Source organism: Arthrobacter sp. UKPF54-2 (assembly GCF_007858535.1).
Taxonomy (GTDB): Bacteria; Actinomycetota; Actinomycetes; order Actinomycetales; family Micrococcaceae; genus Arthrobacter.
In genome coordinates this window covers 1,122,826-1,146,635 of sequence record NZ_CP040174.1, presented here as the reverse complement: position 1 = coordinate 1,146,635, position 23,810 = coordinate 1,122,826, and the positions used below count along the sequence as shown (strand labels likewise).

24 protein-coding genes are annotated in these 23,810 nt (G+C 67.3%); 14 read left to right on the top strand and 10 right to left on the bottom strand.

Translation table 11 applies throughout. From position 1 onward, the window contains the following. Positions 1-16: 16 nt before the first annotated feature. A complete protein-coding gene (locus E7Y32_RS05170; protein ID WP_146336188.1) occupies positions 17-655 on the bottom strand; it encodes an NADPH-dependent F420 reductase in 639 nt (212 codons plus the stop codon). Then, on the bottom strand, positions 652-1,266 hold the full coding sequence (locus tag E7Y32_RS05165) for a hypothetical protein (protein ID WP_146336187.1): 615 nt from the start codon (positions 1,264-1,266) through the stop codon (positions 652-654). Before E7Y32_RS05165 ends, E7Y32_RS05170 begins: the two co-directional genes overlap by 4 nt. 123 nt (positions 1,267-1,389) lie before the next feature. Here E7Y32_RS05165 and E7Y32_RS05160 point away from each other — a divergent pair, with 123 nt between their 5' ends. From E7Y32_RS05160 to E7Y32_RS05130, 7 genes are all read left to right on the top strand, one after another. Next, positions 1,390-1,773, top strand: coding sequence for a VOC family protein (locus E7Y32_RS05160; RefSeq protein WP_146336186.1), 384 nt, complete (start codon positions 1,390-1,392; stop codon positions 1,771-1,773). Positions 1,774-1,823: 50 nt separating this feature from the next. Further along, positions 1,824-3,320 carry a class I SAM-dependent DNA methyltransferase gene (locus tag E7Y32_RS05155; protein WP_146336185.1) on the top strand — a complete coding sequence of 499 codons (1,497 nt, stop codon included), beginning with the start codon at positions 1,824-1,826 and terminating at the stop codon, positions 3,318-3,320. Then, positions 3,317-4,474, top strand: coding sequence for a restriction endonuclease subunit S (locus tag E7Y32_RS05150; RefSeq protein ID WP_146336184.1), 1,158 nt, complete (start codon positions 3,317-3,319; stop codon positions 4,472-4,474). The genes E7Y32_RS05155 and E7Y32_RS05150 overlap by 4 nt, the downstream gene beginning before the upstream one ends. Further along, positions 4,474-5,406, top strand: coding sequence for a restriction endonuclease (locus tag E7Y32_RS05145; protein ID WP_261382544.1), 933 nt, complete (start codon positions 4,474-4,476; stop codon positions 5,404-5,406). Before E7Y32_RS05150 ends, E7Y32_RS05145 begins: the two co-directional genes overlap by 1 nt. Positions 5,407-5,498: 92 nt before the next feature. Beyond that, positions 5,499-5,723, top strand: coding sequence for a helix-turn-helix domain-containing protein (locus E7Y32_RS05140; protein ID WP_146336183.1), 225 nt, complete (start codon positions 5,499-5,501; stop codon positions 5,721-5,723). Then, entirely contained in the window at positions 5,717-7,012 is a 1,296-nt protein-coding gene (locus E7Y32_RS05135) for a type II toxin-antitoxin system HipA family toxin (protein WP_146336182.1), read from the top strand. Before E7Y32_RS05140 ends, E7Y32_RS05135 begins: the two co-directional genes overlap by 7 nt. 70 nt (positions 7,013-7,082) lie before the next feature. Further along, positions 7,083-10,484 carry a DEAD/DEAH box helicase family protein gene (locus E7Y32_RS05130; protein ID WP_146336181.1) on the top strand — a complete coding sequence of 1,134 codons (3,402 nt, stop codon included), beginning with the start codon at positions 7,083-7,085 and terminating at the stop codon, positions 10,482-10,484. Between the two features lie 87 nt (positions 10,485-10,571). On the opposite strand, the gene E7Y32_RS05125 is transcribed toward E7Y32_RS05130, so the two are convergent. Further along, positions 10,572-10,976 carry a DUF5997 family protein gene (locus E7Y32_RS05125; RefSeq protein ID WP_138767873.1) on the bottom strand — a complete coding sequence of 135 codons (405 nt, stop codon included), beginning with the start codon at positions 10,974-10,976 and terminating at the stop codon, positions 10,572-10,574. Between the two features lie 89 nt (positions 10,977-11,065). Between E7Y32_RS05125 and E7Y32_RS05120 the strand changes: the two genes are divergently transcribed. Continuing rightward, positions 11,066-11,803, top strand: coding sequence for a LysR family substrate-binding domain-containing protein (locus E7Y32_RS05120; protein ID WP_146336180.1), 738 nt, complete (start codon positions 11,066-11,068; stop codon positions 11,801-11,803). Positions 11,804-11,868: 65 nt separating this feature from the next. Here E7Y32_RS05120 and E7Y32_RS05115 read toward each other — a convergent pair whose 3' ends face one another. Both E7Y32_RS05115 and E7Y32_RS05110 read right to left on the bottom strand, forming a co-directional pair. Continuing rightward, the gene (locus tag E7Y32_RS05115; RefSeq protein ID WP_146336179.1) at positions 11,869-12,204 is read right to left on the bottom strand and encodes a hypothetical protein; all 336 of its coding nucleotides are present in this window, start codon (positions 12,202-12,204) and stop codon (positions 11,869-11,871) included. Between the two features lie 149 nt (positions 12,205-12,353). Then, positions 12,354-13,040 (bottom strand): GntR family transcriptional regulator, encoded by a 687-nt coding sequence (locus tag E7Y32_RS05110; RefSeq protein WP_146336178.1) that lies wholly within the window; start codon positions 13,038-13,040, stop codon positions 12,354-12,356. 122 nt (positions 13,041-13,162) lie between these two features. Between E7Y32_RS05110 and E7Y32_RS05105 the strand changes: the two genes are divergently transcribed. The 4 genes from E7Y32_RS05105 (at position 13,163) to E7Y32_RS05090 (ending at position 18,873) form a co-directional block, all read left to right on the top strand. After that, positions 13,163-13,921, top strand: coding sequence for a LamB/YcsF family protein (locus E7Y32_RS05105; protein WP_146338249.1), 759 nt, complete (start codon positions 13,163-13,165; stop codon positions 13,919-13,921). Between the two features lie 61 nt (positions 13,922-13,982). Beyond that, a complete protein-coding gene (locus E7Y32_RS05100; RefSeq protein ID WP_146336177.1) occupies positions 13,983-15,332 on the top strand; it encodes an MFS transporter in 1,350 nt (449 codons plus the stop codon). 29 nt (positions 15,333-15,361) lie between these two features. Beyond that, positions 15,362-17,098, top strand: a complete 1,737-nt coding sequence (locus tag E7Y32_RS05095) for a 5-oxoprolinase/urea amidolyase family protein (protein WP_395940448.1) — start codon at positions 15,362-15,364, stop codon at positions 17,096-17,098. Beyond that, positions 17,098-18,873 (top strand): biotin carboxylase N-terminal domain-containing protein, encoded by a 1,776-nt coding sequence (locus E7Y32_RS05090; protein ID WP_146336175.1) that lies wholly within the window; start codon positions 17,098-17,100, stop codon positions 18,871-18,873. Before E7Y32_RS05095 ends, E7Y32_RS05090 begins: the two co-directional genes overlap by 1 nt. 92 nt (positions 18,874-18,965) lie before the next feature. On the opposite strand, the gene E7Y32_RS05085 is transcribed toward E7Y32_RS05090, so the two are convergent. Continuing rightward, positions 18,966-19,187, bottom strand: coding sequence for a hypothetical protein (locus E7Y32_RS05085; RefSeq protein ID WP_146336174.1), 222 nt, complete (start codon positions 19,185-19,187; stop codon positions 18,966-18,968). Between the two features lie 231 nt (positions 19,188-19,418). On the opposite strand from E7Y32_RS05085, the gene E7Y32_RS05080 reads away from it, so the two are divergent. Further along, positions 19,419-19,715: an antibiotic biosynthesis monooxygenase gene (locus tag E7Y32_RS05080; RefSeq protein WP_186467047.1), complete on the top strand. Its 297-nt coding sequence runs from the start codon at positions 19,419-19,421 to the stop codon at positions 19,713-19,715. Positions 19,716-19,739: 24 nt separating this feature from the next. On the opposite strand, the gene E7Y32_RS05075 is transcribed toward E7Y32_RS05080, so the two are convergent. The 3 genes from E7Y32_RS05075 to E7Y32_RS05065 form a co-directional block, all read right to left on the bottom strand. Next, entirely contained in the window at positions 19,740-20,345 is a 606-nt protein-coding gene (locus E7Y32_RS05075; RefSeq protein ID WP_146336172.1) for a DUF6919 domain-containing protein, read from the bottom strand. Positions 20,346-20,445: 100 nt separating this feature from the next. Beyond that, positions 20,446-21,456 carry a bile acid:sodium symporter family protein gene (locus E7Y32_RS05070; protein ID WP_146336171.1) on the bottom strand — a complete coding sequence of 337 codons (1,011 nt, stop codon included), beginning with the start codon at positions 21,454-21,456 and terminating at the stop codon, positions 20,446-20,448. An 87-nt stretch (positions 21,457-21,543) separates the two neighbouring features. Continuing rightward, positions 21,544-21,837: a DUF4287 domain-containing protein gene (locus tag E7Y32_RS05065; protein ID WP_146336170.1), complete on the bottom strand. Its 294-nt coding sequence runs from the start codon at positions 21,835-21,837 to the stop codon at positions 21,544-21,546. A 171-nt stretch (positions 21,838-22,008) separates the two neighbouring features. Here E7Y32_RS05065 and E7Y32_RS05060 point away from each other — a divergent pair, with 171 nt between their 5' ends. Further along, complete coding sequence (locus E7Y32_RS05060; RefSeq protein WP_146336169.1) at positions 22,009-22,455, top strand: protein-tyrosine phosphatase family protein; 447 nt, start codon at positions 22,009-22,011, stop codon at positions 22,453-22,455. Between the two features lie 39 nt (positions 22,456-22,494). Here E7Y32_RS05060 and E7Y32_RS05055 read toward each other — a convergent pair whose 3' ends face one another. Beyond that, on the bottom strand, positions 22,495-23,601 hold the full coding sequence (locus E7Y32_RS05055; protein ID WP_146336168.1) for a GTP pyrophosphokinase family protein: 1,107 nt from the start codon (positions 23,599-23,601) through the stop codon (positions 22,495-22,497). Between the last annotated feature and the right edge of the window lie 209 nt (positions 23,602-23,810).

Sequence of the window (23,810 nt, the reverse complement as noted above, 5' to 3'; positions counted from 1 at the left end):
GCGGGCGCGGCGCTGCTCAGTCGAGGATCTTCAGCGCCGTGCCCCAGTTAAAGGTCTCGTACGCCGGATTCATCTGCAGGCCGATCACCAGCAGCTGCATCCCCTCCAGCTCGCGGGCGTGGCGAAGCGCCCCGACCTGGAGGGGCCGGAGCCCTGCCGCGGTGACGAAGGCCGCCACCTCGTTCCGGGCCGCCTCCGAGTCGGAGGCGATGAAGACGTCCAGCGGCATGCCTTGCGCTGAGCCCTCGGCGAGGGTGCCGGCGAACGTGGTGTTGAACGCCTTGACAACCCGGGCGCCGGGGAGGAGCCGGGCCACTTCCTCCGCCGCGGATGTTCCCGGGTCGACCACCAGCGAGTCGCCCGTCTCCATGTTGACGGGGTTGCTGATCTCGATCACCGTCTTGCCGCTGAGTGTGTCGCCGTAGTGCGTGGCGACCTCCTTGGCCGGTTCGAAGTAGAGGGCCAGGACCACAATGTCTCCCTCGGGTACGTCGCCGAGGCCCCCGGACCTCGTCGTGGGGCCCAGCTCCGCCGCGAGTTTAGCGGCGTTGTCCGGGCTCCGGTCCAGGACCTGGACGGACCGTCCCGCCGCCACCGCGCGGAGGCCGATCGCCCGGGCCATGTTGCCGCTGCCGATAATCGTGATGTCAGTCATCGTGCCGCCTCGGAGGACGTGTGCCGCGCGCCGGCGGCGCGTTCGGCCTCGGCCAGCGCCCGTTCCAGCCGGTCGACGGCGGTGGTGTAGCCGCCGGAGGCCGGGCCGCGTCCGGCCCCGCTGCGCTGCTGCTCGGCCGCTTTCATGGCCTTGAGCATGGCCGAGGTCTCCGGCCGGCGGGGGTCGCTCATCGCCGGGAAGTCGATGCAGCAGGCCGGATCAAGTTCGTAGCGCTGCCAGCGGGCCAGGGCCGCCTGGTGCCGGAGGGCGGCCTCCGCATCGGCGGCCGCGGCGTCCCGGGCGGCGCGCCGGGCCGCCTGCCGGCGGAACAGCTCTGGGGTCCAGCGGTAACTAAGCGCCGCCGTTGTGACGGCAAGGGTGCCGAGCAGCAGCCCGACCGGCGGCGAGGCCAGGGACGGCAGGAGAACGGCGGGGGCCACAATGGCGAGGCCCGCGAAACCGTCCCAGAACACGGCGTCCGGCAGGGCGCCGTCGGACGCGTGATGCTTCCGCGCGAGGTACACCGAGCCGCCCGCGGCGGCGATGACGATCAGGGCGAGGAAGAGGATCTGCAGGGCCCACAGCGGACCGGATCCTGGCAGTGACGGCATCGCGCACCTCCTGCGGAACCCGTCCCGGGCGGACACTGTTCCGCTGATTCCATTGGAATCCATCCCGGGCGGGCCGTCAATGCCCCGTTCCCGGGCGCACCGGCCTGGCGTAGCCTAGGGCGCATGCGACTAAAAATGTGCTCCATCCACGTCAAGGACCCGGCGTCCGCCCACGAGTTCTACACCGGCATTTTGGGCTTCGAAACGCTCATGGCGCTGCCGGAACACAACCTCTACATCATCAAGGATCCGGCCGGCGCGGGAGGCGGCTCGGTGGGGCTGCTGCTGGAACCCAGCGACAACCCGATCGGTGCGGCCTATATGAACGCCTGCCACGACGCGGGCCTGCCGGCGATTGTCTTTGGCGTGCCGGATGTGCGGGCTGAGTACGAGCGGCTGGCGGCGAAGGGCGTGATTTTCCAGGGCGAACCCTCGGAGGGACCCGGCGGCACCACGGTGGTGCTCGACGACGGCTGCGGGAACTACGTCCAACTGCACCAGGACTAGGGGCCGGGGCTGCGGCGAACATGGTCGGCCCTGCCCACTAAGCTCGATCTGTGATTACCGGTGAAATTAAGTCCCAAGTCGACAAGGTCTGGAATACGTTCTGGAGCGGTGGCATCTCCAACCCGCTGGAGGTCATCGAGCAGATCACCTATCTGCTCTTCCTGAAGAGGCTGGACGAGCGCCACACACTGCAGGAAAAGAGAGCCAACCTGCTGGGCCAGCCGATGGAGGACGCCGTCTTCCCTTCAGGTAACGACCCCAAGGGCCGGCCGTACGCGGATCTGCGCTGGAGCCGGTTCAAGAACTTCGCCAAGGACGAGATGTTCACCGTGTTCTCGGAGTCCGTCTTCCCGTTCCTGCGCAACGAGCTGCCCAAGCTGGCCAACGGCGAGGAGTCAACCTACAGCCACCACATGCGGGACGCCCAGTTCAAAATCCCGAACGCTGGGGTCCTGCAGCAGGTGGTGGATGTCATTGACGGCATCAACATGGACGGCCGGGACACCAAGGGCGACCTCTACGAGTACATGCTGTCCAAGCTGTCGTCGGCCGGTACCAACGGGCAGTTCCGCACACCGCGGCACATCATCGACCTCATGGTGGACATGACGGCACCCAAGCCGATGGAAGCCATCTGCGATCCCGCATCCGGCACCTGCGGGTTCCTCGTCCAGGCGGGGGAGCACCTCCGGAAGAACCACCCGAACCTGCTGACCAATGCAGAGTCGAACAAGTTCTTCCATAATGAGCAGTTCCACGGCTTCGACTTTGACAACACCATGCTCCGGATCGGCTCCATGAACATGCTGTTGCACGGCGTGGAGAACCCGGACATCGCCTACCGGGACTCCCTCGCGGACCTGCATAGCACCGAGGAGGAGAAATACGACGTCATCCTCGCCAACCCCCCGTTCGCAGGCAGCCTGGACTATGACAATGTGGCCAAGGACCTGCTGGCCCTGGTCAAGACCAAGAAAACCGAGCTGCTGTTCCTGGCGCTCTTCATCCGGTTGCTGAAGAACGGCGGCCGCGCCGCGGTCGTAGTGCCCGACGGTGTTCTGTTCGGCTCCAGCAAGGCCCACAAGGAACTGCGGAAGCTGATCGTAGAGGGCCACAAGCTCGACGCCGTGGTCAAGCTCCCGTCCGGCGTGTTCAAGCCCTACGCCGGAGTGTCCACCGCCATCCTCTTCTTCACCAAGACCAACTCCGGCGGCACCGATAACGTCTGGTTCTACGACGTCCGCGCGGACGGCTTCTCGCTGGACGACAAGCGCACAGCGCTCGGCGCGTCCGACCTCCCCGATGTTCTTTCGCGCTGGAAGGAACGCACGACGGCGGAACTCACCCGCGCGCGGACGGAACAGTCGTTCTGCGTACCGCTGTCGGAGATCGTGGCGAAGGACTATGACTTGTCGCTGAACCGGTACCGCGAGATCGAACACGAAGTAGTCGACCATGCGGAGCCGGCGGATATCTTGGCTGCGTTGGACAAGCTCGAATGTGAGATCACTCAGGGGATGTCGGAGCTGCGGGAGCTGCTGAAGTGAGGACCGTAACGCTGGGGGAAGTCTGTCGCATTGAATCGGGGGGGACTCCGAGCCGTAAAGATCCCGGAAATTTCGGTGGACAAATTCCATGGGTGAAGATCGGCGACATGCTGCAGGGCCAGGTGACTGGGACAGCCGAGACAATCAGTGAAACTGGGCTATCAACAAGCACAGCCAAGCTCTGGCCAGCTGGAACGCTCTTAGTTTCCATATTCGCCACCATCGGCAGAACCGCAGTCCTCGGGATTCCCGCAAGCAGCAACCAGGCGATTGCCGGGTTGCAGGTCGACCCTAAACAAGCCGATACCAGCTATCTGCGCCACTTTCTTGATGCCTCGGTTGGTTTGTTGTCGGCTAGCGGTCGGGGTATTGCTCAGAACAATATCAATCTTTCAATGCTGAAGGCATGGCGGGTTCCACTTCCACCTCTCGACGAGCAGCGGCGGATCGCGGCGATCCTGGACAATGCCGACGAACTCCGCACCAAGCGCCGCCAAGCCCTCGCCCACCTCGACACCCTCACCCAGTCGATCTTCCAGCGAATGGAAAGCGAAGTCAGCTCGGTTCCCCGCATGAAGTTGGCTGAGGTCTGCATCCGTATCCAAACCGGCCCATTCGGGTCACTCCTCCACAAGGGAGACTACGTGGATGGCGGTGTTCCTCTTGTGAATCCAATGCATATACGAGACGGCAAGATCGTCGCGGACTCGTCCTTTTCCGTATCGGTCGCCAAGTTCACTGACCTCGAAAGCTTTCGGCTCTTGGCCGGAGATGTCGTTCTCGGCAGGCGCGGTGAGATCGGGCGTTGCGCCGAAGTCCTTGAGAGCCATGGACCTATGTTGTGTGGAACGGGATCTCTCATCATCCGACCCTCTGCGAAGCACCTTGTTTCCACCTATCTATGCGCGGTTCTGTCCGGTCGAGAGGCCAGAAATAGACTTACGGGAGCAGCTCAAGGCGCGACAATGCTGAATCTGAATACGAAGATCGTGGGAAATCTCGAAATCGCCGTTCCTCCCCTCGAACTCCAGCAGGCCTTTGCGACCCGCGTCGCTGCCGTCGAACGCCTGAAGGAAACCCACCGGAAGCACCTTGCCGAACTGGACGCGCTGTTCGCTTCCCTCCAGGATCGCGCGTTCAAAGGAGAGCTGTGATGACCCAAACCACAGAGCAGGGCGGCATCCCCAAGTGGCACGGGTTCATGACCCCCATCCTCCGGGTCCTGTCAGACGGACAAGCTCGTACCCGGACGGAGCTCACCAAACAGGCGATGGACGTTCTTGGCCTGCCCGAGGAACTGCGCGCCGTTCGCCTGGGTTCCGGAGACCTCAAGGCAAAGGGGCGCGTCGGCTGGGCAATCTCCCACCTGATCGCCGCCACCGCCCTGGCCCGGCCGGATAACGCTCTCTATGTCATTACGGATGTCGGGCAGCAACTCCTCACGAGATACCCCGAAGGGCTGGCGCAGGCTCAGTTGCGCGAAGTGGAGGCCTACCGTCGGCATCAGGCAGAAGTGCGCGCCGCGCGTCGAGAGACATCTCCGTCGCCGGAGATCGAAATCCTGGACGAAGACGCAGATCCTACCGACGTTATTGAAGCCGCCATCGATCGAATTCACGCCGAAACTGGATCGTCGCTGTTAAGTCGGATCCTGGCAAGCTCCCCTGATTTTTTTGAGCATGCGGTCGTGGATCTTCTCCTGAAGATGGGTTACGGGGGAGCCGAGCAGCGAGGCCGCCGCATTGGCGGTTCCGGCGACGGCGGGATCGACGGCGTCATTGACCAGGATGCGCTTGGCCTTGACCGCGTCTACATCCAAGCCAAGCGGTACAGCGCGGAGAACACCGTTGGCCGGGAAGCCATTCAGGCCTTCGTTGGGGCTCTTCATGGTGTCTCCGCGTCCAAGGGCGTGTTCATTACCACCAGCCGATTTTCGCAAGGTGCCAAGGACTATGCCGCCAACATCCCCACCCGGACGATCCTGATCGACGGCACACGGCTGGTGAACCTCATGATCAAGTACCGCGTGGGCGTTCAGGTGAAACAAAGCTACGACGTGGTGGAACTCGACGAAGACTTCTTCTAATAGCGCGGACTCTTGTCGCCGTACGGCAACAACTGCTAAAGTCGCCGTACGGCAACAAATGCTAAAGTCGCCGTACGCCGACAGGAGCCGCAATGTACACAGTCCGTGAGGCCGGGCCGCTGGTCCGCGAACTCCGCGAGGAGCGGGGCTGGTCGCAGGCGGAACTGGGGCGCCGTGCGAACGTTTCGCGGACCTTCGTGATCGACCTCGAGTCGGGCAAGTCCACCGTGGAGACGTCTAAATTTATGGATGTCTTCCAGGCCCTGGGCTACGAGATGGCCATCCGCGACCGCGAGACGGGGAAGGTGCGATGGTGACCCGGGCCCTCGACGTCTTTATGGACGGAACCCTGTGCGGGCGGGTCGAGCAGACGCCGTCAGGCAATCTGACGTTCCGCTACCGGCCCGAGTACCAGGCCATGCCGGATGCCACCCCACTCTCGCTGTCGATGCCGTTGGCCGCCGCCCTGCACAAGAAGCGGGCAGTCCTGCCTTTCCTGCAGGGTCTCCTGCCGGACAGCGACGGGGCGATGCGCACGATTGCGCGGCGCTTTGGCGTATCGCCGTCCAATCCGTTTGCCATCCTCGAGCACATCGGTACGGATGTCGCCGGCGCCCTCCAATTTGCTGCGCCAGGCCATGAGTCTTCCGACGCGACTATTTCCCGGCGTGGCGTCCGGCCCGTCACCACTTCCGAAGTTGCCGAGATGTTGGACCGCGTTGTCGCCGAGTATGAGGACGGAACACCGTACAACGATGCGGCCGGACGCTTCAGCCTTGCGGGTGCGCAGCCCAAGATTGCCCTGCACCGGCTTCCGGACGGCAGTTGGGGAGTGCCCACGGATGCCCTACCCACCACCCACATCCTGAAGCCGGCTGCGGGGAACTTCAGCAGGCTCGACGTCGTCGAACAGCTGACCATGCGCGCCGCTCAGTTCCTGGGGCTCAATGTGGCGAAATCCGAGCTCGCAAAGATCGGCGACTGGGACGTGTTCGTCACGGAGCGTTATGACCGCGAGGTGGCCGGAGACGGAACATGGCGCCGGCTCCACCAGGAAGACCTCTGCCAGTCATTGAGTGTGTCGCCGGCCAAGAAGTACCAGCACCGGGACGGCGGGCCAGGCATGTCGGACATGGCGGCCCTGGTGCGGTCCCTGCCCGAAGAGGCCGACCGACGGGACACCGGGGAGGCCCTTTACAGGGCGTTGGTCTTCAATACCGTGGTGGCCGGTACCGACGCCCACGCCAAGAATTATTCCCTGCTGCTGAGTGGCCGGCGGGCGCGGCTTGCCCCCCTGTACGACCTCGCAAGCTATGCGCCCTATTGGGACGGGGAATCCGGCATCGACCTGGCAATGAGCGTGAAGGGTGAGTACCGGCTGCAGCGCATCAGCAGCACGATGCTGGTCGCCGCCGGTGCTCCGTTCGGCGTCGCGGAGGACCGCGCGGACGCGATTGTGAACCATTTCAGGCAGCACATGGTGGAGGCCTTCGACTCAGCCCGGGACGATCTCTCCGGCTGGATGGATTCCTTGCCGAAGGTCGCCGAGGATACGGCGGCCAACATCCGGAGGCTGCCCCTGGTGCTGGCCACGGGCGCGGACTAGACCGCAACTGTCCGGCCGGCATGGTTGACTGATTGACAGAAGATCGTGATGGAGGAGCGGAGAACACTGCATGGGGGCAGGTAACAGCAATTTCGGGTTCATGCTGGCCGACTGGCCGGAGCTGGCACAGCACCCCCGGCGCGCTGAGCAGTTCGCCCGGATCGATCCCCGCGCCTCCATGTTCTACGCGCGGTACACCGCCGAGCGCCTGGTGGAATGGATCTACAAGGTGGAGCCGTCCCTTGCCCTGCCGTACAAGGAGGATCTCAACGCGCTCCTCAACGAACCGGCGTTCAAAAACCTCGTCGGCGGGGTGATTGGCAACAAGTTCACCATCATCCGCAAGGCCGGTAATAACGCGGTCCACAACCCGGTCAACCCCACAATCATGGGCGCGGAGCTGGTCCTCAAAGAGCTGCACCACGTTTGCTACTGGCTTGCCCGGAACTACGGCAAGAACGGCAGCCAGCTGCCGCCGTCGTTAGCGTTTGACGCCGGCCTCCTGGCCCCGGCACCCAAAGCGGCGGCCCCACAGCAGTCCCCGGCGCAGTTGCAGCAACTGGAAGCGGACCTCAAGGCCAAGGATGAGGCCCTGGCGGAAGCTGCTGCGGCGAACGAGGATCTCGCAGCACAACTGCAGCAGATCCAGGCCCAGATAGCCGCGGCCAAGAAGCAGAACCAGGCCGTCCCGGACGACCACGACTACGACGAAGCGCTGACCCGCAAGCACCTCATCGATCTGGATCTCAACGAGGCCGGCTGGCCACTCAGCAACCCCGAAGACCGCGAGTTCCCGGTGGACACTATGCCCACCGCTTCGGGGACACTTACCGGCACGGGGTTCATTGACTACGTTCTGTGGGGCGACGACGGTTTGCCGCTAGCCGTGGTTGAGGCCAAGCGCACCACCAAGGACCCGCACGTCGGCAAGCAGCAGGCCAAGCTGTACGCCGACTGTCTGGAACGCCGCTACGGACGCCGCCCGGTCATCTACTACACCTCCGGTTATGAGACGTGGATCTGGGACGACTCGATGTATCCCGAACGCAGGATCCAGGGATTCCACACGAAGGACCAGCTCCAGCTTCTGGTAGACCGCCGGACCAGCCGGAATCCTCTGGCGGAACAGCCCATCGACAACACGATCGTCGAGCGCGCCTATCAGCACACCGCCATCCGCGCCGTCACGGAAGCCTACGAAAGCCAGCACCAGCGCAAAGCCTTGGTTGTGATGGCGACCGGTACCGGCAAGACGCGCACCGTCGTCGCGCTGGCCAAACTGCTGCAGGAAGCCAACTGGGCCAAGCGGGTGCTGTTCCTGGCCGACCGCACCGCCCTCGTCAGGCAGGCGGCCAACGCGTTCAAGACGCACCTGCCCGGTTCCGGACCCGTCGTCCTCGGATCGGGCGAGGAAGCTGACAGCCGCATCCACGTGGCCACCTACCCGACCATGATGAACCTCATCAACAAGACCACGGGAACGCTGGGCCAGCGGCGGTTCGGCATCGGCCACTACGACCTGATCGTCATCGACGAGGCACACCGATCGGTCTACCAGAAGTACCGGGCGATCTTCGAGTACTTCGACTCCCTGCTGATCGGCCTGACCGCCACGCCGCAGTCGGAGGTGGACCGCAACACCTACAGCCTCTTCGACATCGAGGACAACGTCCCCACCTTCGCTTACGGGCTGAACGACGCCATCGACGCCGGATTCCTGGTACCGCCACGCGTGGTGCCCGTACCGCTCAAGTTCCCCTACGAGGGCATCCGCTACGACGACCTCAGCGACGCCGAAAAGGAACAATGGGACGAACTGGAGTGGAACGAGGACGGCGAGATACCCGACGAAATTGATCCCGCCGTCGTGAACTCCTGGCTGTTCAACACCGATACCGTGGACAAGGCACTGGAAGTGCTCATGACACACGGACACAAGGTGGCCGGCGGGGACCGGCTGGGCAAGACCATCATCTTCGCCAAAAACAGCCGGCACGCCGAGTTCATCGCCAAGCGGTTCGACCACCACTATCCGCAGTACAAAGGCCACTTTGCCCGCGTGGTCACCTACCAGGTCAACTACGCCCAGACCTTGATCGACGACTTCTCCAAGAGCGACAGCAACCCGCATGTCGCGATCTCCGTGGACATGCTGGATACGGGCGTCGACGTCCCCGAGGCCGTCAACCTGGTGTTCTTCAAGATGGTCCGGTCCAAGACCAAGTTCTGGCAAATGGTTGGCCGCGGCACCCGATTGTGCCCCGACCTGTTTGGTCCGGGCCAGGACAAGCAAGACTTTCTGATCTTCGACCTGTGCCGCAACGCCGAGTACTTCAACGCCGGAATGCCCGGGAACGAAGGCACCGTGGCAAAGTCGCTGGCCGAAATTACGTTTGCTACCAGGGCCAAAATTCTGCGCGCGGCCACGGATCTGTCCTGGGCTCCCGCCGACGGTTATGTGGAAGGGCTGCGATCAGCGCTCCGGCACACCATTGACAGGCTTCCGCGTGAGAACTTCCTGGTGAAACCGGCCCGGCAATGGGTGGACCGGTTCGCCGAAGACCAGACCTGGACCGCCCTCGCCGGTGAAGACTTTGACGCCCTGGAACACGATCTGGCCCGGCTGGCCAGCATCGGCGCCCTTCCCGACACCGAGGAAGCAAAGCGCTTCGACTGCACCATGTACCAGGCGCAACTGGCGGCACTGACGGACCCTGCGGGTCTTGTCGGCTTCCGGCGGAAGATCCAGTCCGTGGCAGCAGCCCTCCACGACCAGCCCAACGTTCCGGCCATCGCCGCAAAGATGGTCCTGCTTGAGACCGTTCTCGACGACGGCGAGTGGGAGTCCGTGTCGCCGGAATGGCTCGAGTCCATCCGATCCCAGCTGCGGGACCTCGTGCACCTGATCGAGAAGCGCAAGCGCAACGTCGTGTACACCAACTTCCAGGACGAGCTCGGAGAACTTGAAGAGATCGAACTCGCCGGGGCCAGCACCGGCTTCATGGACTTCAGCCGGTACCGGGAGAAGACGCGGCTGTACCTGGCCGACTATCAGGACCACACCACCATCCAGCGGCTGAGGCGGAACAGGCAGCTGACAGACCAAGATCTTGAGGAGCTGGGCCGCATTTTGGCCGAAAGCGGCGTGGGCACCCCCGTGGACCTGGAGCGGGCGGGCACGGAGGGGCTGGGACTGTTCGTGCGCTCCCTCGTGGGCCTTGACCGCGACGCCGTGGAAGAGGCCCTCGCGGAGTTCATTTCTGACACCGCTCTCACCGCGTCACAGCTGGACTTCCTCCAACTCCTGGTCAACCAGCTCACCGAGAACGGCGTGGTCAAGCCCGATGCGCTCTTCAAATCGCCCTACAGCGAGCTGGCCCCCAGTGGGCCGGACGAACTCTTCGGCGAGGAGCGCGCGGTCCGGCTCATCAGCACGCTCAGAGCGATCGAAAGCAGCGCCCGCGTGGGCTAGCGTTCCCCGCCGTTCCGATGATTCCCTGCCGACAGGGCGGTTCGCAGCGTCGAGCGGGCGCGTAACCGTCGAAACGGCGTCCGGCTGCTACTCGGCTTTGGCGCGGGCCTTCTTGGCGTCCTTCTTCGCGGCCTCGTCCTTGACGCGCTGGGCTTCGGCGCGGACGGCGGCGTGGGTGGCGCGCTCGGCGACCAGCCACGCCGGGGGAGCCTGCAGCAGGGCGGTGATTTCCGCCGTCGTCAGCGCCTCCTCGACACCGCCGCGGGCCAGGCCGCTGATGGAGACGTTGAGCTTCTGCGCGACAACGGGGCGCGGGTGCGGGCCGGTGCGGCGAAGCTCGGCGAGCCACTCCGGCGGGTTGGCCTGGAGCTCGGCGAAATCAGCGCGGGTGATAACCGAATCCTGGAACTCCTGGGGTGTTGCGGGCAGGTAGATGCCAAGCTTCTTGGCAACGGTGGCCGGCTTCATGGACTGGGAGTTTGCAGAGGTCATGCTCCAAGGGTATCGGGCGGCCAGGCCGCAGGGCACCATCCAACCGCCGGACCGGAGCCCTCCTGCGGTGCGGACGGTACTGTGAACATGTGTCCGCAGAAGAAGAAATCGCCCAGTCCCACGACGAACCGGCCCCCGAGACGCGGGAGCTGAGCTTCGCCTACGTGGCCGGAGTGACGCCCGGCAAGTGGATCCGCCGCTGGGAAGAGCGGATGCCCGACGTTCCGCTGCGGTCCTTTATGTCCGACGACGGCGCCCAGCTCACCGTGCTGCGCGACGGCTCCGCGGACCTGAGCTTCGTCCGGCTGCCGGTGGAGCGAGAGGGCCTCAGCGTCATCCCGCTCTACGAGGAGCAGCCCGTGGTGGTGGCGCCCAAGGGCCACGAGATTTCTGTGTTCGAGGAGGTGGCGCTGGCGGACCTGGCTACCGAGACGTTCCTGGATGTTGCTGCCTTGGGCGGACCGGAACAGGCCCTGCAGGTGGTTGCCAGCGGCGCGGGCCTGGTGGTCCTGCCGATGTCCGTGGCGCGCCACTTCAACGTCAAGGACACGGTGGCCCGGAAGCTCACCGGCGCGCCGACCACCGAAATTGCCCTGGCCTGGCCGAGCGAGTCCACCGACGAGGTGATCGAGGAGTTCATCGGGATTGTCCGCGGCCGCACCGCGGCGAGTTCCCGGCAGCCGTCCGCGCAGCAGGAGAAGCCCAAACGCGAACCGAAACCGGACCGGCGCGGCCCCGCGGTCAAGAAACCCAAGGTGGCGCAGCGCTACGCGCCGAACCCGGACAAGGGCCGCGGCAAGGGCTCCCGGAAAAAGGGCAAGCGCTAGCCGTTTTCCGCAACTGGCTCGCAGTTGTTGTCGTTATGCGGGCTCAGAACGACAACTAATGTCAGCTACTTTGCGCAGGCGTCCTGAAGGGCCTTGACCGAATCGGCCGGCGCCTGGTCGCCCGAGTCCGCGATCTGCTTGAGCGGGGCGGCGATCTCCGCGGGTAGTCCGGCCGCCTGGGCACCCGCGACGAGGCCGCCCAGAGCCTTCTTGTCCGATGCGCTGACCAGGCCGTCGGCAACCAGGGAACACGCCTGCTTCTTGAGCTCGTTGCCGGCCGCGCTGGCAACCTGGGAGGCGCCGTCGCTGACCGCCTTGTCGGTGGCCTGCTGCAGCTGGCCGCAGCCCGCCAGGGTGATCGCAAGGACGGCAAGGGACGCGGCGGCGAGGGTGCGTTTCATCCATCCAGCGTACTAGGGCTGCCGGAAGCCGCCATGACGCCGCGTGTTCCGGACGATGCGGAAAATGCCGATCGACGCGGGAATCCGGCGGCGCCGGGAATTTCGAGCGTCGCAGGGCGTAAGGCGCATCGGGGGACCAGGCCGCCGGCTCACTCCCCGTGAACGGCGCTCTGCTTCTGTTCCGAGCGGTCGAGGTAGGCCAGCAGGAGGTCCGCGGCGCGGTCCGGTTCGCCGGCTTCCAGCGCGGCGCAGATCTGTTCGTTGTCGGCCAGGTAGCTGCGGTAGAAGTGCGCATCCACGGTGGCCTTGTGGAAGAACAGCCGCATCTCGGCGAGGACTTGGGACATGATGGTGTCCAGTCGCCGGCTCCCGGCCAGGGCCACAATCGCGCGGTGGAAGTGCTGGTTGGCGGTGCCGAGGGCCTCCTCGTCGTCGGCGGCCGCCGCGGCCTTGCCTTCCTCGACTGCGGCGCGGACCGCTGCCACCCGCTCCGGGCTGCCCCCGCCGCGCAGGGCTGCGACCTCGACGGCGCGGCGCACGGTGTACACATCGTGGATGTCGCCGGGGGCGAGGCTGGCCACAAAGACCCCGCGGTTGGGGTGCCGGACCACCAGCCGTTCCGCAGCCAGTTCGGCAAAGGCCTCCCGCACGGTGTTGCGGGAGACCCCGAGGTCTTCGGCAATCGTCGACTCGGTCAGCCGGGTGCCCGGCAGCAGCACGCCGTCGGCCAGCTGTTGGCGGAGTTCTGCTGCGACCCGGTCCGCCACCGACGGGACGGCAATGCGCAGGCGGGCCGCGGCCGCGAGGGCGCGGGGGCCGGCGTCGGAAGTCGTCATAGTGCCGAATCTACACGAGTGTCCCCAACGGGAATCGTCGGATTGTTGAACAATCCGACAAGATGGTGCATCCTTGAAGAGGCCAAGCATTGAGACGAGGATCACACATGGCAACTACCGGGCTGACCACCATCGACCTGAACAGCGACGTCGGCGAGTCCTACGGACGCTGGAGCCTCGGCGACGACACCGCGATGTTCCGCTCCGTATCGAGCGCCAACGTTGCCTGCGGTTTCCACGCCGGGGACCCGTCGGTCATCCGGAAGACCTGCCGCGAGGCGGTAGCCGCCGGTGTGGTGATCGGCGCGCACGTCGGCTACCGCGACCTGGCCGGTTTCGGCCGCCGCTTCCTGGACATCGACCCCATCGAACTGGCCGACGACGTCGTCTACCAGATCGGTGCCCTGCAGGCGCTGGCCGCGGCGGAGGGCGGCAGGGTCAGCTACGTCAAGCCGCACGGCGGCCTCTACAACGCGATCGTGGCGCACACCGCGCAGGCCAAGGCCGTCGTCGACGCCGTGAAATCCGTCGACCCGAACCTGGCCCTCCTGGGCCTGCCGGGATCGGAAGTGCTCCGCTTGGCCGAGGCAGCCGGGCTGCGCGCGGTCCCCGAAGCCTTCGCGGACCGCGCCTACAACCCGGACGGCACCCTGGTGTCCCGAACGCTCCCCGGCGCCGTGCTGCACGACCACGCAGAAGTCACCGAACATGTGCTCCGGATGGCCACGGACTCCGCCGTCCGCACCATCAACGGCTCCATCCTGAAGATCCGGGCCGAAAGCATCTGCGTCCACGGCGACTCCCCGGGAGCCGTCGCCATGGCAGCCGCCGTCCGCGAGGCGCTCAACGCCGCCGGCATCGGCACCGCCCCCTTCGTCTAACACAGCAGTCGTCTAAGCACACCCGCCCGGCACAGGCACCACCCGCAACTGGAGGAACATCATGACCACACCCAACCAGGCCGTTCCGACCGGCGGCAAAAATGGCGGCAAGAAGCAGCTGCCGCCCGGTGCCCTCAAGGCCTACATCGCAAGCCTTACCGGCACCTCGCTGGAGTACTACGACTTCGCGATCTACTCCGTGGCCTCGGCACTGATCTTCCCCAAGATCTTCTTCCCCGTAGGGGATGAGCTGGTGGGACTGCTGCTGTCCTTCTCCACCTTCGCCGTCGGCTACCTCGCCCGCCCCATCGGCGGGGTGATCTTCGGCCGGCTCGGCGACAGGATCGGCCGCAAGCACGTCCTGGTGGTCACCCTGATGCTGATCGGCGTCGCCACCGTGCTCATCGGCGTACTTCCCGACTACTCCTCCATCGGCGTCGCCGCCCCGGCGATCCTGGTGCTGCTGCGCCTGGCGCAGGGCATCGGCGTCGGCGGCGAATGGGGCGGGGCCGTCCTGCTCTCCAGCGAATTCGGCGACGCCCGCAAGCGCGGCTTCTGGTCCTCCGCCGCCCAGATCGGACCGCCGGCCGGCAACCTGATGGCCAACGGCGTCCTGGCCCTGCTCGCGGCGACCCTCAGCAACGAGGCATTCCTGTCCTGGGGCTGGCGCGTGGCCTTCCTCGCCTCCGCCCTGCTGGTGGTCTTCGGCCTGCTGATCCGGCTTAAGCTCGAGGAAACCCCCGTCTTCAAGGCCATCCAGGCCCACGGCGAGGCCCCCAAGGCCCCCATCAAGGAGGTCTTCACGAAGGAACCCCGCGCCCTGCTGGCCGCCGCCCTCTCGCGCATCTGCCCCGACGTGCTGTACTCCCTCTTCACCGTCTTTGTGGCCCTCTACGCCACCAAGCAGCTGGGCATGACCACCGGCAACGTCCTGGGCGCCATCCTGATCGGCTCAGCCTTCCAGCTGGCCCTGATCCCGGCCGCCGGCGCATTGACCGACCGCTTCAACCGCCGCCTCGTGTATGGCATCGCCGCCGTCGGCACGGCCCTCTACATCCCGCTGTTCTTCCTGATGATCCAGGGCAAGTCCGTGCTGATGCTGACCATCGGCGTCGTGATCGGCCTGGCGTTCCACGCGTTTATGTACGGGCCGCAGGCCGCCTACATCACCGAGCAGTTCCCCGCCCGGCTGCGCTACGCCGGCAGCTCGCTGGCCTACACGCTGGCCGGCGTGATCGGCGGCGCCGTCGCCCCGCTGATCTTCACGGCGCTTTACGCCGCCACCGGTAACTGGTTCCTGATCGCCGGCTACCTCGCGGTGTCCGCCGTGGTCACGGTGGTGGGCCTGGCCATCGGCCGGAACCCGCAGACCAGCGAGGAAGAACGGCTCCTGCAGGAAGCCCGCGCCTAGGCGCGCGGATCCCGGAGGCGGCGGCAATGATGGAGGCAGCAATGGATACTGTGGCAGCGCGGCAGGCGCCCGTCCACAAAGTGAGCGCGGTGCGGGCGGTGGGCACCCGGGCGGTGCTCGCCGAACTCGCCGGCACGCCGGGCGTGCTGGCGCTGCAGTCACGGCTCCTGGAGCACCCGCTGCCGGGCCAAGTGGACGTCCTGGCCGCCGCCGAGACCGTGATGGTCACGGCCGACTCGGCTGCGGCCGCCCGCCGGATCGCCGCGCAGCTGCTGGAGCTCGACCTCACCGCCCCGGTGCAGCGCGACGGCGGCCTGCTGGTGATCGACACCGTGTACGACGGCGAGGACCTCGCCGAGGTCGCGGAACTGACCGGCCTCGGGATCGACGGCGTGATCGCCGCCCACACCGGCCAGCCGTGGACCGTGGCCTTCGCCGGCTTCGCCCCGGGCTTCGGCTACCTCGTCGGGGAAAACAAGGCCCTCACCGTTCCCCGCCGCAGCTCCCCGCGCACAGCCGTGCCGGCCGGGTCCGTGGCACTGGCCGGAAGCTATTCGGCCGTCTACCCTCGCCGCTCACCCGGGGGCTGGCAGCTGATCGGCCGCACCTCCGCCCGGATGTGGGACCTGGACCGAGAGCAGCCCGCCCTCGCTGCCCCCGGCTCGCGGATCCAGTTCCGCGCTGTCCGCGAGTCTGTGAACCTGGCAGCCGGCCAGCGGACCGAGGTCCGCGCGCCGGAGGTGGCCGCCGCGCCCGAGGTGGCCTCCGGGCTCCGGGTCACTTCACCCGGGCTGCAAAGCCTGATCCAGGATCTCGGACGCCACGGCCACTCCGGCCTCGGCGTCTCCGCGGCCGGCGCCCTCGACCGCGCCTCGCTGCGCCGCGCCAACCGGCTCGTCGGGAACGCGCCCGGCGCAGCGGCGATCGAGACCGTGGCGCTCGGGACCGCCGCCGGCGGACTCACGGTCCAGGCGGTCGGGGACCAGGTCCTTGCCGTCGCCGGGGCGCCGTCCGAACTGGCCATCACCACCCCGGCGGCACCGGAAGCGGAGCCGGCCCGCCGCACCGTCCCGATGGCCACCCCGTTCGCCCTGCTCGACGGCGAGACCCTCAGCATCGGTGCGCCCACGAGCGGCTTCCGCAGCTACCTCGCGGTCCGCGGCGGCGTGGATGCGGCCCCCGTCCTCGGCAGCCGCTCCACCGACACCATGTCCGGAATAGGCCCTGCGCCGCTGGCCGCCGGGCAGCTCCTGGCCACCGGCGGCGACTCGGAATCCGGCGTCGTGGGCAACCCGGAACTGCAGCCCGAGTTCCCCGGCACCGGAGTGACCGTGCTCGACGTCGTGCCCGGCCCGCGCGCCGACTGGTTCGACGCCGCGGCCTTGGAGTCCCTGACCCGCCAGGAATGGCAGGTAAAGCCGCAATCCAACCGGGTGGGCATGCGCCTGGACGGAACCCCGCTGCAGCGCACCCGGGACGGGGAACTGGCCAGCGAAGGAACCGTCGCCGGCGCCCTGCAGGTCCCGCCCGAAGGCCTGCCCGTGCTCTTCCTGGCCGACCACCCGATCACCGGCGGCTACCCGGTGATCGCCGTCGTGGTCGACTCACAGCTGGACCTCGCCGCGCAGGTCCCGATTGGCGGAACCATCCGTTTCCGCTGGGCCGAGTCAGGCACCACCGAGCCCGGCAGCACCGAGCCCGGCACCCCCGGCCACACCACCCCCCGCCACACCCCCGAGCCCGCCGAACATGGAATGAGTAACTGATGCGCAAGGTCCTGATCGCCAACCGCGGCGAAATCGCCGTCCGGATCGCCCGGGCCTGCGACGACGCCCAGCTGGCGTCCGTCGCCGTCTACGCCGACATCGACGCCGACGCGGTGCACGTCTCCGCCGCGGACGAGGCATTCGCCCTGGGCGGCAACTCGCCCGCGGACACCTACCTGAACATCCCCAAGCTCCTCGCCGCGGCCGCCGCCTCCGGCGCCGACGCGGTCCACCCGGGCTACGGTTTCCTGTCCGAGAACGCCGACTTCGCCCAGGCCGTGCTCGACGCCGGCCTGACCTGGATCGGGCCCGCGCCCGACGCCATCCGGCTGCTGGGCAACAAAATCACCGCCCGCGAAACGGCCGTCCGTGCCGGGGCGCCCCTGGTGGCCGGCAGCGACGGTCCCGTCGGGTCCGCGGCGGAGGCCCGGGCCTTCGCCGAACAGCACGGACTGCCGATCGCCATCAAGGCCGCCTTCGGCGGCGGCGGGCGCGGCATGAAAGTGGTCCGCGAGCTCGGGGAAATCGAGGAAGCCTTTGACTCCGCCGTCCGCGAGGCCGTCGCCGCGTTCGGCCGCGGCGAGTGCTTCGTGGAGCGCTACCTGGACCGGCCACGCCACGTTGAGGCCCAAGTCCTGGCCGACACCCACGGGAACGTCGTCGTCGTCGGCACCCGCGACTGCTCGCTGCAGCGCCGGCACCAGAAACTCGTTGAGGAAGCCCCGGCGCCGTTCCTCACCGACGGGCAGCGAAGCCAGATCTACCAGGGCTCCAAAGCCGTCTGCCGGGAAGCCGGCTACTCCGGCGCCGGCACCGTGGAGTTCCTCGTTGCGGCCGACGGCACGGTGGCCTTCCTGGAGGTCAACACCCGCCTGCAGGTGGAGCACCCCATCACCGAGGAGACCACCGGGATCGACCTGGTGCAGGAACAATTCCGCATCGCCGCGGGGGAGAAGCTGCGCTTCACCGAGGACCCGGCGCCCCGGGGGCACTCCTTCGAATTCCGGCTCAACGCCGAGGACGCGGGCCGCGGCTTCCTGCCCTCGCCCGGCACCATTAAGCAGTTCTCCGGCCCCACCGGCCCGGGCATCCGGCTGGACTCCGGCGTCCGCTCCGGCTCATTCGTCCCACCGCAGTTCGACTCGCTGCTGGCGAAGCTGATCGTCACCGGCGCGGACCGGCAGCAGGCCCTGCGACGGGCCCGCCGCGCCCTCGCCGAGCTCAGCATCACCGGGGTGGCCACCGTGCTGCCGTTCCACCGGGCCGTGCTGGAATCCCCGGACTTCACCTCCGAGACCGGCCTGGGAATCCACACCCGGTGGATCGAGACGGACTTCGCGGACACGGCCTCCATCGCCGCGGACCCGGGCTACAGCACCACCGCGCCCGACGGCGAACGCCGCACCATCACCGTCGAGGTCGACGGCAAGCGTCTCGCCGTCGGGCTGCCGGCCGAGCTGCTGGACGGCTGGACACGCTCCGGCGGGTCGCTGTCCGGCGGACTCCCGGCCGGGGTTTCGCCGGAGGCCGGGGCCGCGCCCGACGCCGGCGCTGCCGCGGATCCGGCGGAACTGCGCGCCCACATGGCCGGGACCGTGGTGAAGTGGCTGGTCGAGCCGGGGGCCGGGGTCACGGCCGGGGACCCCGTCGTCGTGCTGGAAGCGATGAAGATGGAAACCCAGGTGGCCGCGCACCGGGACGGGACGGTCACCGAAGTGCAGGCCGAAGCCGGCGGTGTGGTCACGGCCGGAGCGGTGCTGGCGCTGATCGGGTAGCCCCGGCACGGGAGCTTGCGCCCGGGATAAGCAAAGGGCCCGTCCGGTTGAAACCGGACGGGCCCTCGTTAGTCTGTTGGACGGACCTTGGGCTAGTCGACGTGGCCGGAGAGCGCAACGAGGACGCCGGCGGTGGCGAAGAACTTGTTGCTGCCCAGATCGCGGACCGTGTTGATGCCCATGCTGGCGAGCATCTCGTCGTGCTTCTCCGTCAGTCCGGCCAGGGCTGACGGGGGCGCGGCGAGCACCTCGTCCAGGCTCTTGTTCTCGTAGGCCTTGTCGAGTTTCTTGCCGAGTTCAATTGAAATAGCCATGATCATCCTTTGCTCAATACGGAACAACGTGCAGATTCTGGCTCCGGGACCACCTCGGCCACGGGCCGGGCCGACGGAAGTCCAGCGGCCCATGGTGACAGGCTAGCGCAGGCACAGGCCGCCGGCCGTTATTTGGCCGGGAAGGGCCGGGCAATCCGGCCCTAGCGGGCGCGCGGCCGCGGGAACATAATCGGCGCTATCAACCCCGTACAGAGAATGGAGGCGGCTGCCATGTCTGTCTACACGCTGGGAATCTGGCTGGTCCACCCGGGACGCGAGAACGATTTTGTCCAGGCCTGGCGGGACCTGGCCCGCAAGACGCAGGAAGACTACCCCCACACCAGGGCGGTGCTGATGCACGACCGTGACGTCAGGAACCGGTTCATCAGCACCGGGCCGTGGGAATCTCTGGAACAGATCGAGCAGTGGCGGGCCTCGGCAACGTTTACGCAGGGCGTCGAGGCCATGCGCGAACTGCTGGAGCACTTCGAATCGCGCACCCTCGACGAGGCAGCCAGCATCGGCTGAACCCGCCGGGTCGCCGTCGGCCGTTCAGCCCGCTGCGAGGGCGTCGAGGACCGCCGGCAGCAGCACGCCGTCGCGCCCCCACACGGGGTCAAAAATCTCGACGTACCAGGACTCGGCCAGGACCAGTGCCAGCGCCTCGTTGGCCTCGGCCGACCAGTCCTGAAGCTGGTCCGCTTCAATCGGGCTCTCGCTGGTGCCCAGCACGGTGACGATCTCGGCGTCCTGCAGGGTCACGGGAATTGAGGCCCGGCTCATTTCCCCCGGAGCGTGCGCCACCGTCACAAGTTCGGTCCGCGAGGAGAGGTCCAGCAGGCTCACGGCCGACTCCGGTGTGCAGAATCCCGTCACGTAGGCCCGCTGCGCGCCGGCGTCCTCAAGGAGCCCGGGCTGCGATTCCTTGGTGAACAGCCCGTTCCGGTTGAGTTCCGCCAGCTGCCCGGCGATCGGCTTGGTCTCCGCGTCGATGTTCGGCGTGAACGTTCCCGGCTGGTACTGGCTCCGCCCCTCCAGCCAGCGGGCGGTCAGTTCGCCGGCGGCCGGGATTGTGGTGGCCTGCCGCCAGAGTTGCCGGTCCGCCAGCAGCCTGTCGAAGCTGTCCCGTTCAGTTGTGTATTGGTCGTCCGTGGGCAAGATCCACCTCCCTGGTGTGCCTAAGCGGTCCCCTCATCCTCCTGATGCCGTGCTCTGACCGCAAGGAGGTCTTAGCGGGACGACATGTACCCCGCCGGGATCAGGCGTCGCGCAACGGACGGCGGGCCAGCCAGGCCGCCACGATGGCGCCGGAGATGTTGTGCCAGAGCGAGAACACTGCGGACGGCAGCGCGGCGAGCGGGCTGAAGTGTGCCGTGGCCAGCGTCGCGGCGAGGCCGGAGTTCTGCATGCCCACCTCAAAGGCCAGGGCGCGGCGGGCCTTGTCATCAAGCCGCCCGAGCTTGCCGGCGAGGTAGCCGAGGCCCAGACCGAAGCCGTTGTGCAGGACCACCGCGAGGAAGACGATACCGCCGGCGGCGACGATCTTGTTGGCGCTGCCGGCCACCACGATCGCCACAATCAGCGAGATGACGACGGCGGAGGCCCAGGGCAGCGCCGGGAGCACCCGGGCGACGAGCTTCTTCAGGAACAGCCGGGCCAGCAGGCCGGCGACCACCGGCAGCAGCACGGTCTTAACGATGTCCAGCACCATGCCGGCGGCGTCGATCTGCAGGTAGGACCCGGCCAGGAACAGCACCAGCAGCGGGGTGACCACCGGGGCGATCAGGGTTGAGACGGACGCGACGGCCACAGACAGCGCAACGTCGCCCTTCGCCAGGAACGCCATCACGTTCGATGCCGTGCCGGACGGCGCGCACCCGACCAGGATCAGGCCGACGGCGAGTTCCGGCTCAAGCTGCAGCGCCTGGGCGATCAGCCACCCGGCGCCGGGCATGATGACGTAGTGCGCCACGATGCCCAGCACCACGGCCCAGGGACGCTTCGCCACGGAAGCAAAATCCGGCGGGGTCAGGGTCAAGCCCATGCAGAACATAATGATGCCGAGCAGGTACGGAACGCTGGGCGCGAGCGGTTTGAAGGCGCCCGGCAACAGGAACCCTGCGACGCCGGCCGCCACGACGAGGAGCGGAAACACCGTGACCGCAATGCGGGCGATTTTCGCCTCGGCGGCGAGGGCCGGATTGACCGGGGTGTCCGCTGCAGCGCGGGTCTCCGGGGCGGACTCAGGGGATTTGGTTGCCTCAAGCATCCAAGCATGGTGCCACCGGCGTCCGCGATGTGGCCACTTTATGACCAGCCAGCGGACGAGTATGTCAGATTTATGGCCGCGGCGGCGTTACGAGACCGGCTTCGACGCCTTGCCGTCCAGCCAGAGTGTGTCCGACTCATCGCTGTGCGCGCCGGTGGTTCCGACGTGCTTGCTGCTGATGCCCGGGCCCTGCCGGATGACGTGGACGAGCGCCATGCCGTGGCCGCGGCCCAGGCCGTAGTCGGCCCGCAGCCAGTCCAGAATCTCGCCGGCCTTCACGGACGCGTCGTCGAAGCCTTTCTCCCGGGCGAGCTCGAGGAGTTGGCGGGGGGTAAGGCCGGTTTTGTCCTCGATGGTGTCGAGGTACGCCTGGAATGACATCCGTGGCTTCCTTTCAGCGGTTTCGGAGTTCCCGGCCACTCTAGGGACTCGGTTCCGTTCCCGCCAGAGACGTGCGGCCCTTCTTTCCGCGCCCGAGCCAACCCGCCGGGGTCCACCGCGGGTCCCACCGGGCCCTTTAACGTGTCGGTGGGAACGGCTACGCTCGGGACTATGGCGCCGACGTGGGAGCCGGGCCGGCCCGGCGTGCTCAGTCTTCCTTCCGGGCGGCTCATCCGCGGCCGGGGCCTCCTGGCGCCGTTTCCGGCCGGGCCGCGCCCGGACTTCGGACTGTACCTGCTCGGCCGCAGCCCGCGGCCGGTGGAGTGGGACTCCCGGTGGGTCCGCTGGCGCGACCTGCACGTGCCGGCCGACGACGTCGACGCCCTCGACGCTTTCCAAGAGGCCTGGCGGCGCGCTGAAACCGAGCGCGTCGAGGTGGCGTGCTGGGGCGGCCGGGGCCGGACCGGCACCGCCCTTGCCTGCATCGCCGTCCTCGACGGCGTCCCGGCGGCCGAGGCGGTCGCCTTCGTGCGGCGGAACTATCGGCGCGGGGCGGTGGAAACCCCGTGGCAGCGCCGCTACGTCGGCCGTTTCAACGGGGGCGGGGCAGTTTCCTGAGACAAGGCCTCGCCGAGTGCGGCGTAGATTACCCGCTTCCTAACCCTGCGTGAGCCGGTAGCGCTCGATCTGTTTGAGCCGGCGCAGGAGGCTGTCCCGCCGCGGGTGCGGGACGGCGTCGGCCGGTTCCGCCGTGAGGTCGATGTGGGTGGTTCCGTACTGCCAGAGCAGCAGGTCGTCCAGCAGCCGGTCCGGGCCGGGAGAGTAGCGGTGGTCCAGCGCTCGGCGGACCTCGGTGATCCGATTGGCGCTCAGCAGGCCGGCCAGCTGTACGGTCTGGTTCAGGCCGTGCGCGGCCATCAGCTCGGCGGCCCAGCCCCAGTCGTCGTCGACCTTTCGGTCCACGTGCGGCAGCAGCGTCCGCCAGACGTCGCGGATCCGGTTCGGGGTCAGCTGCGCTGCACCCTCGCCCTCCATGTCCCAGTAGCTGCGGACCTCCTCGTAGCGTTCATGCAGGTCAGCGAACGCGCTTTCCACGGTCTCCAGCATGGCGGCCGTGGCGGTGAACTGGCGGTCAAAATGCGGAGTCCAGGCGCGCGGATCCTCGGCCTTGAAGCGGATATCGTGCTCGATTTCGCTCCAGGCGTGGGCGAACACCGTGCGGATCTGGCACTCGAAGAAGTAGCTGCCGTTGGGCTGCGCGTCCGGGTTGAACGCCTGCTGGTACTCCTTGACGGTCTCGTTCTGGATGGTCCGCAGGATCAGGTGCCGGCTGGAGTAGCCGTAGGTCCCCGACTCGATGGATCCGATGTCCTTCTCGCGGTCGCCGCGGCAGTCGAAGAGCTGGCGCTGGCGTTTGATCAGGTTGGCGACGACGGCGTTCTCGGCCGGGAGCTTGGTGATGACGCGGATGCCCACCATGTCATTGAGCGTGCGGAACGGGTCCGGGAACTTCAGCACCGGCGGACCACCCGGTTCCAGCGGCTCCTCGATCCGGGAGATCTTCTCGCGGAAGGACTCCACGGTCTTGGTCCGGCCGGTCACGAACAGCGGCGTCACCTCGGTGCCCTTGAGCATGGCGCGCAACGTCAGCAACACATCGCGGGTGACCAGTTTCAGGGCAGGACGGACCCGCTCGTAGAGTTCCACATTGTCCTGCACGGATTCGCGCAGCGCGGGGTCCAGGCGCTCCCAGTTGCTAGCCATGGGCCTAGCTTACGGCCCGGCTCTGACAGCGGACCGGGCGCACCGCGGTGCGGCCGCAATACGGCCACCCTGCCGCCACCCTGCGGCCGCAATACGGAGCCGCCTTCAGCGGCGCCGCCCGGCGCCCAAGGTAGGCTCTGCACATGGCTGATGTGCGGCGTCGTGCTTTCTTGGCGGCCGCAGCGGCGGTGACACTGGGGGCAGCCACC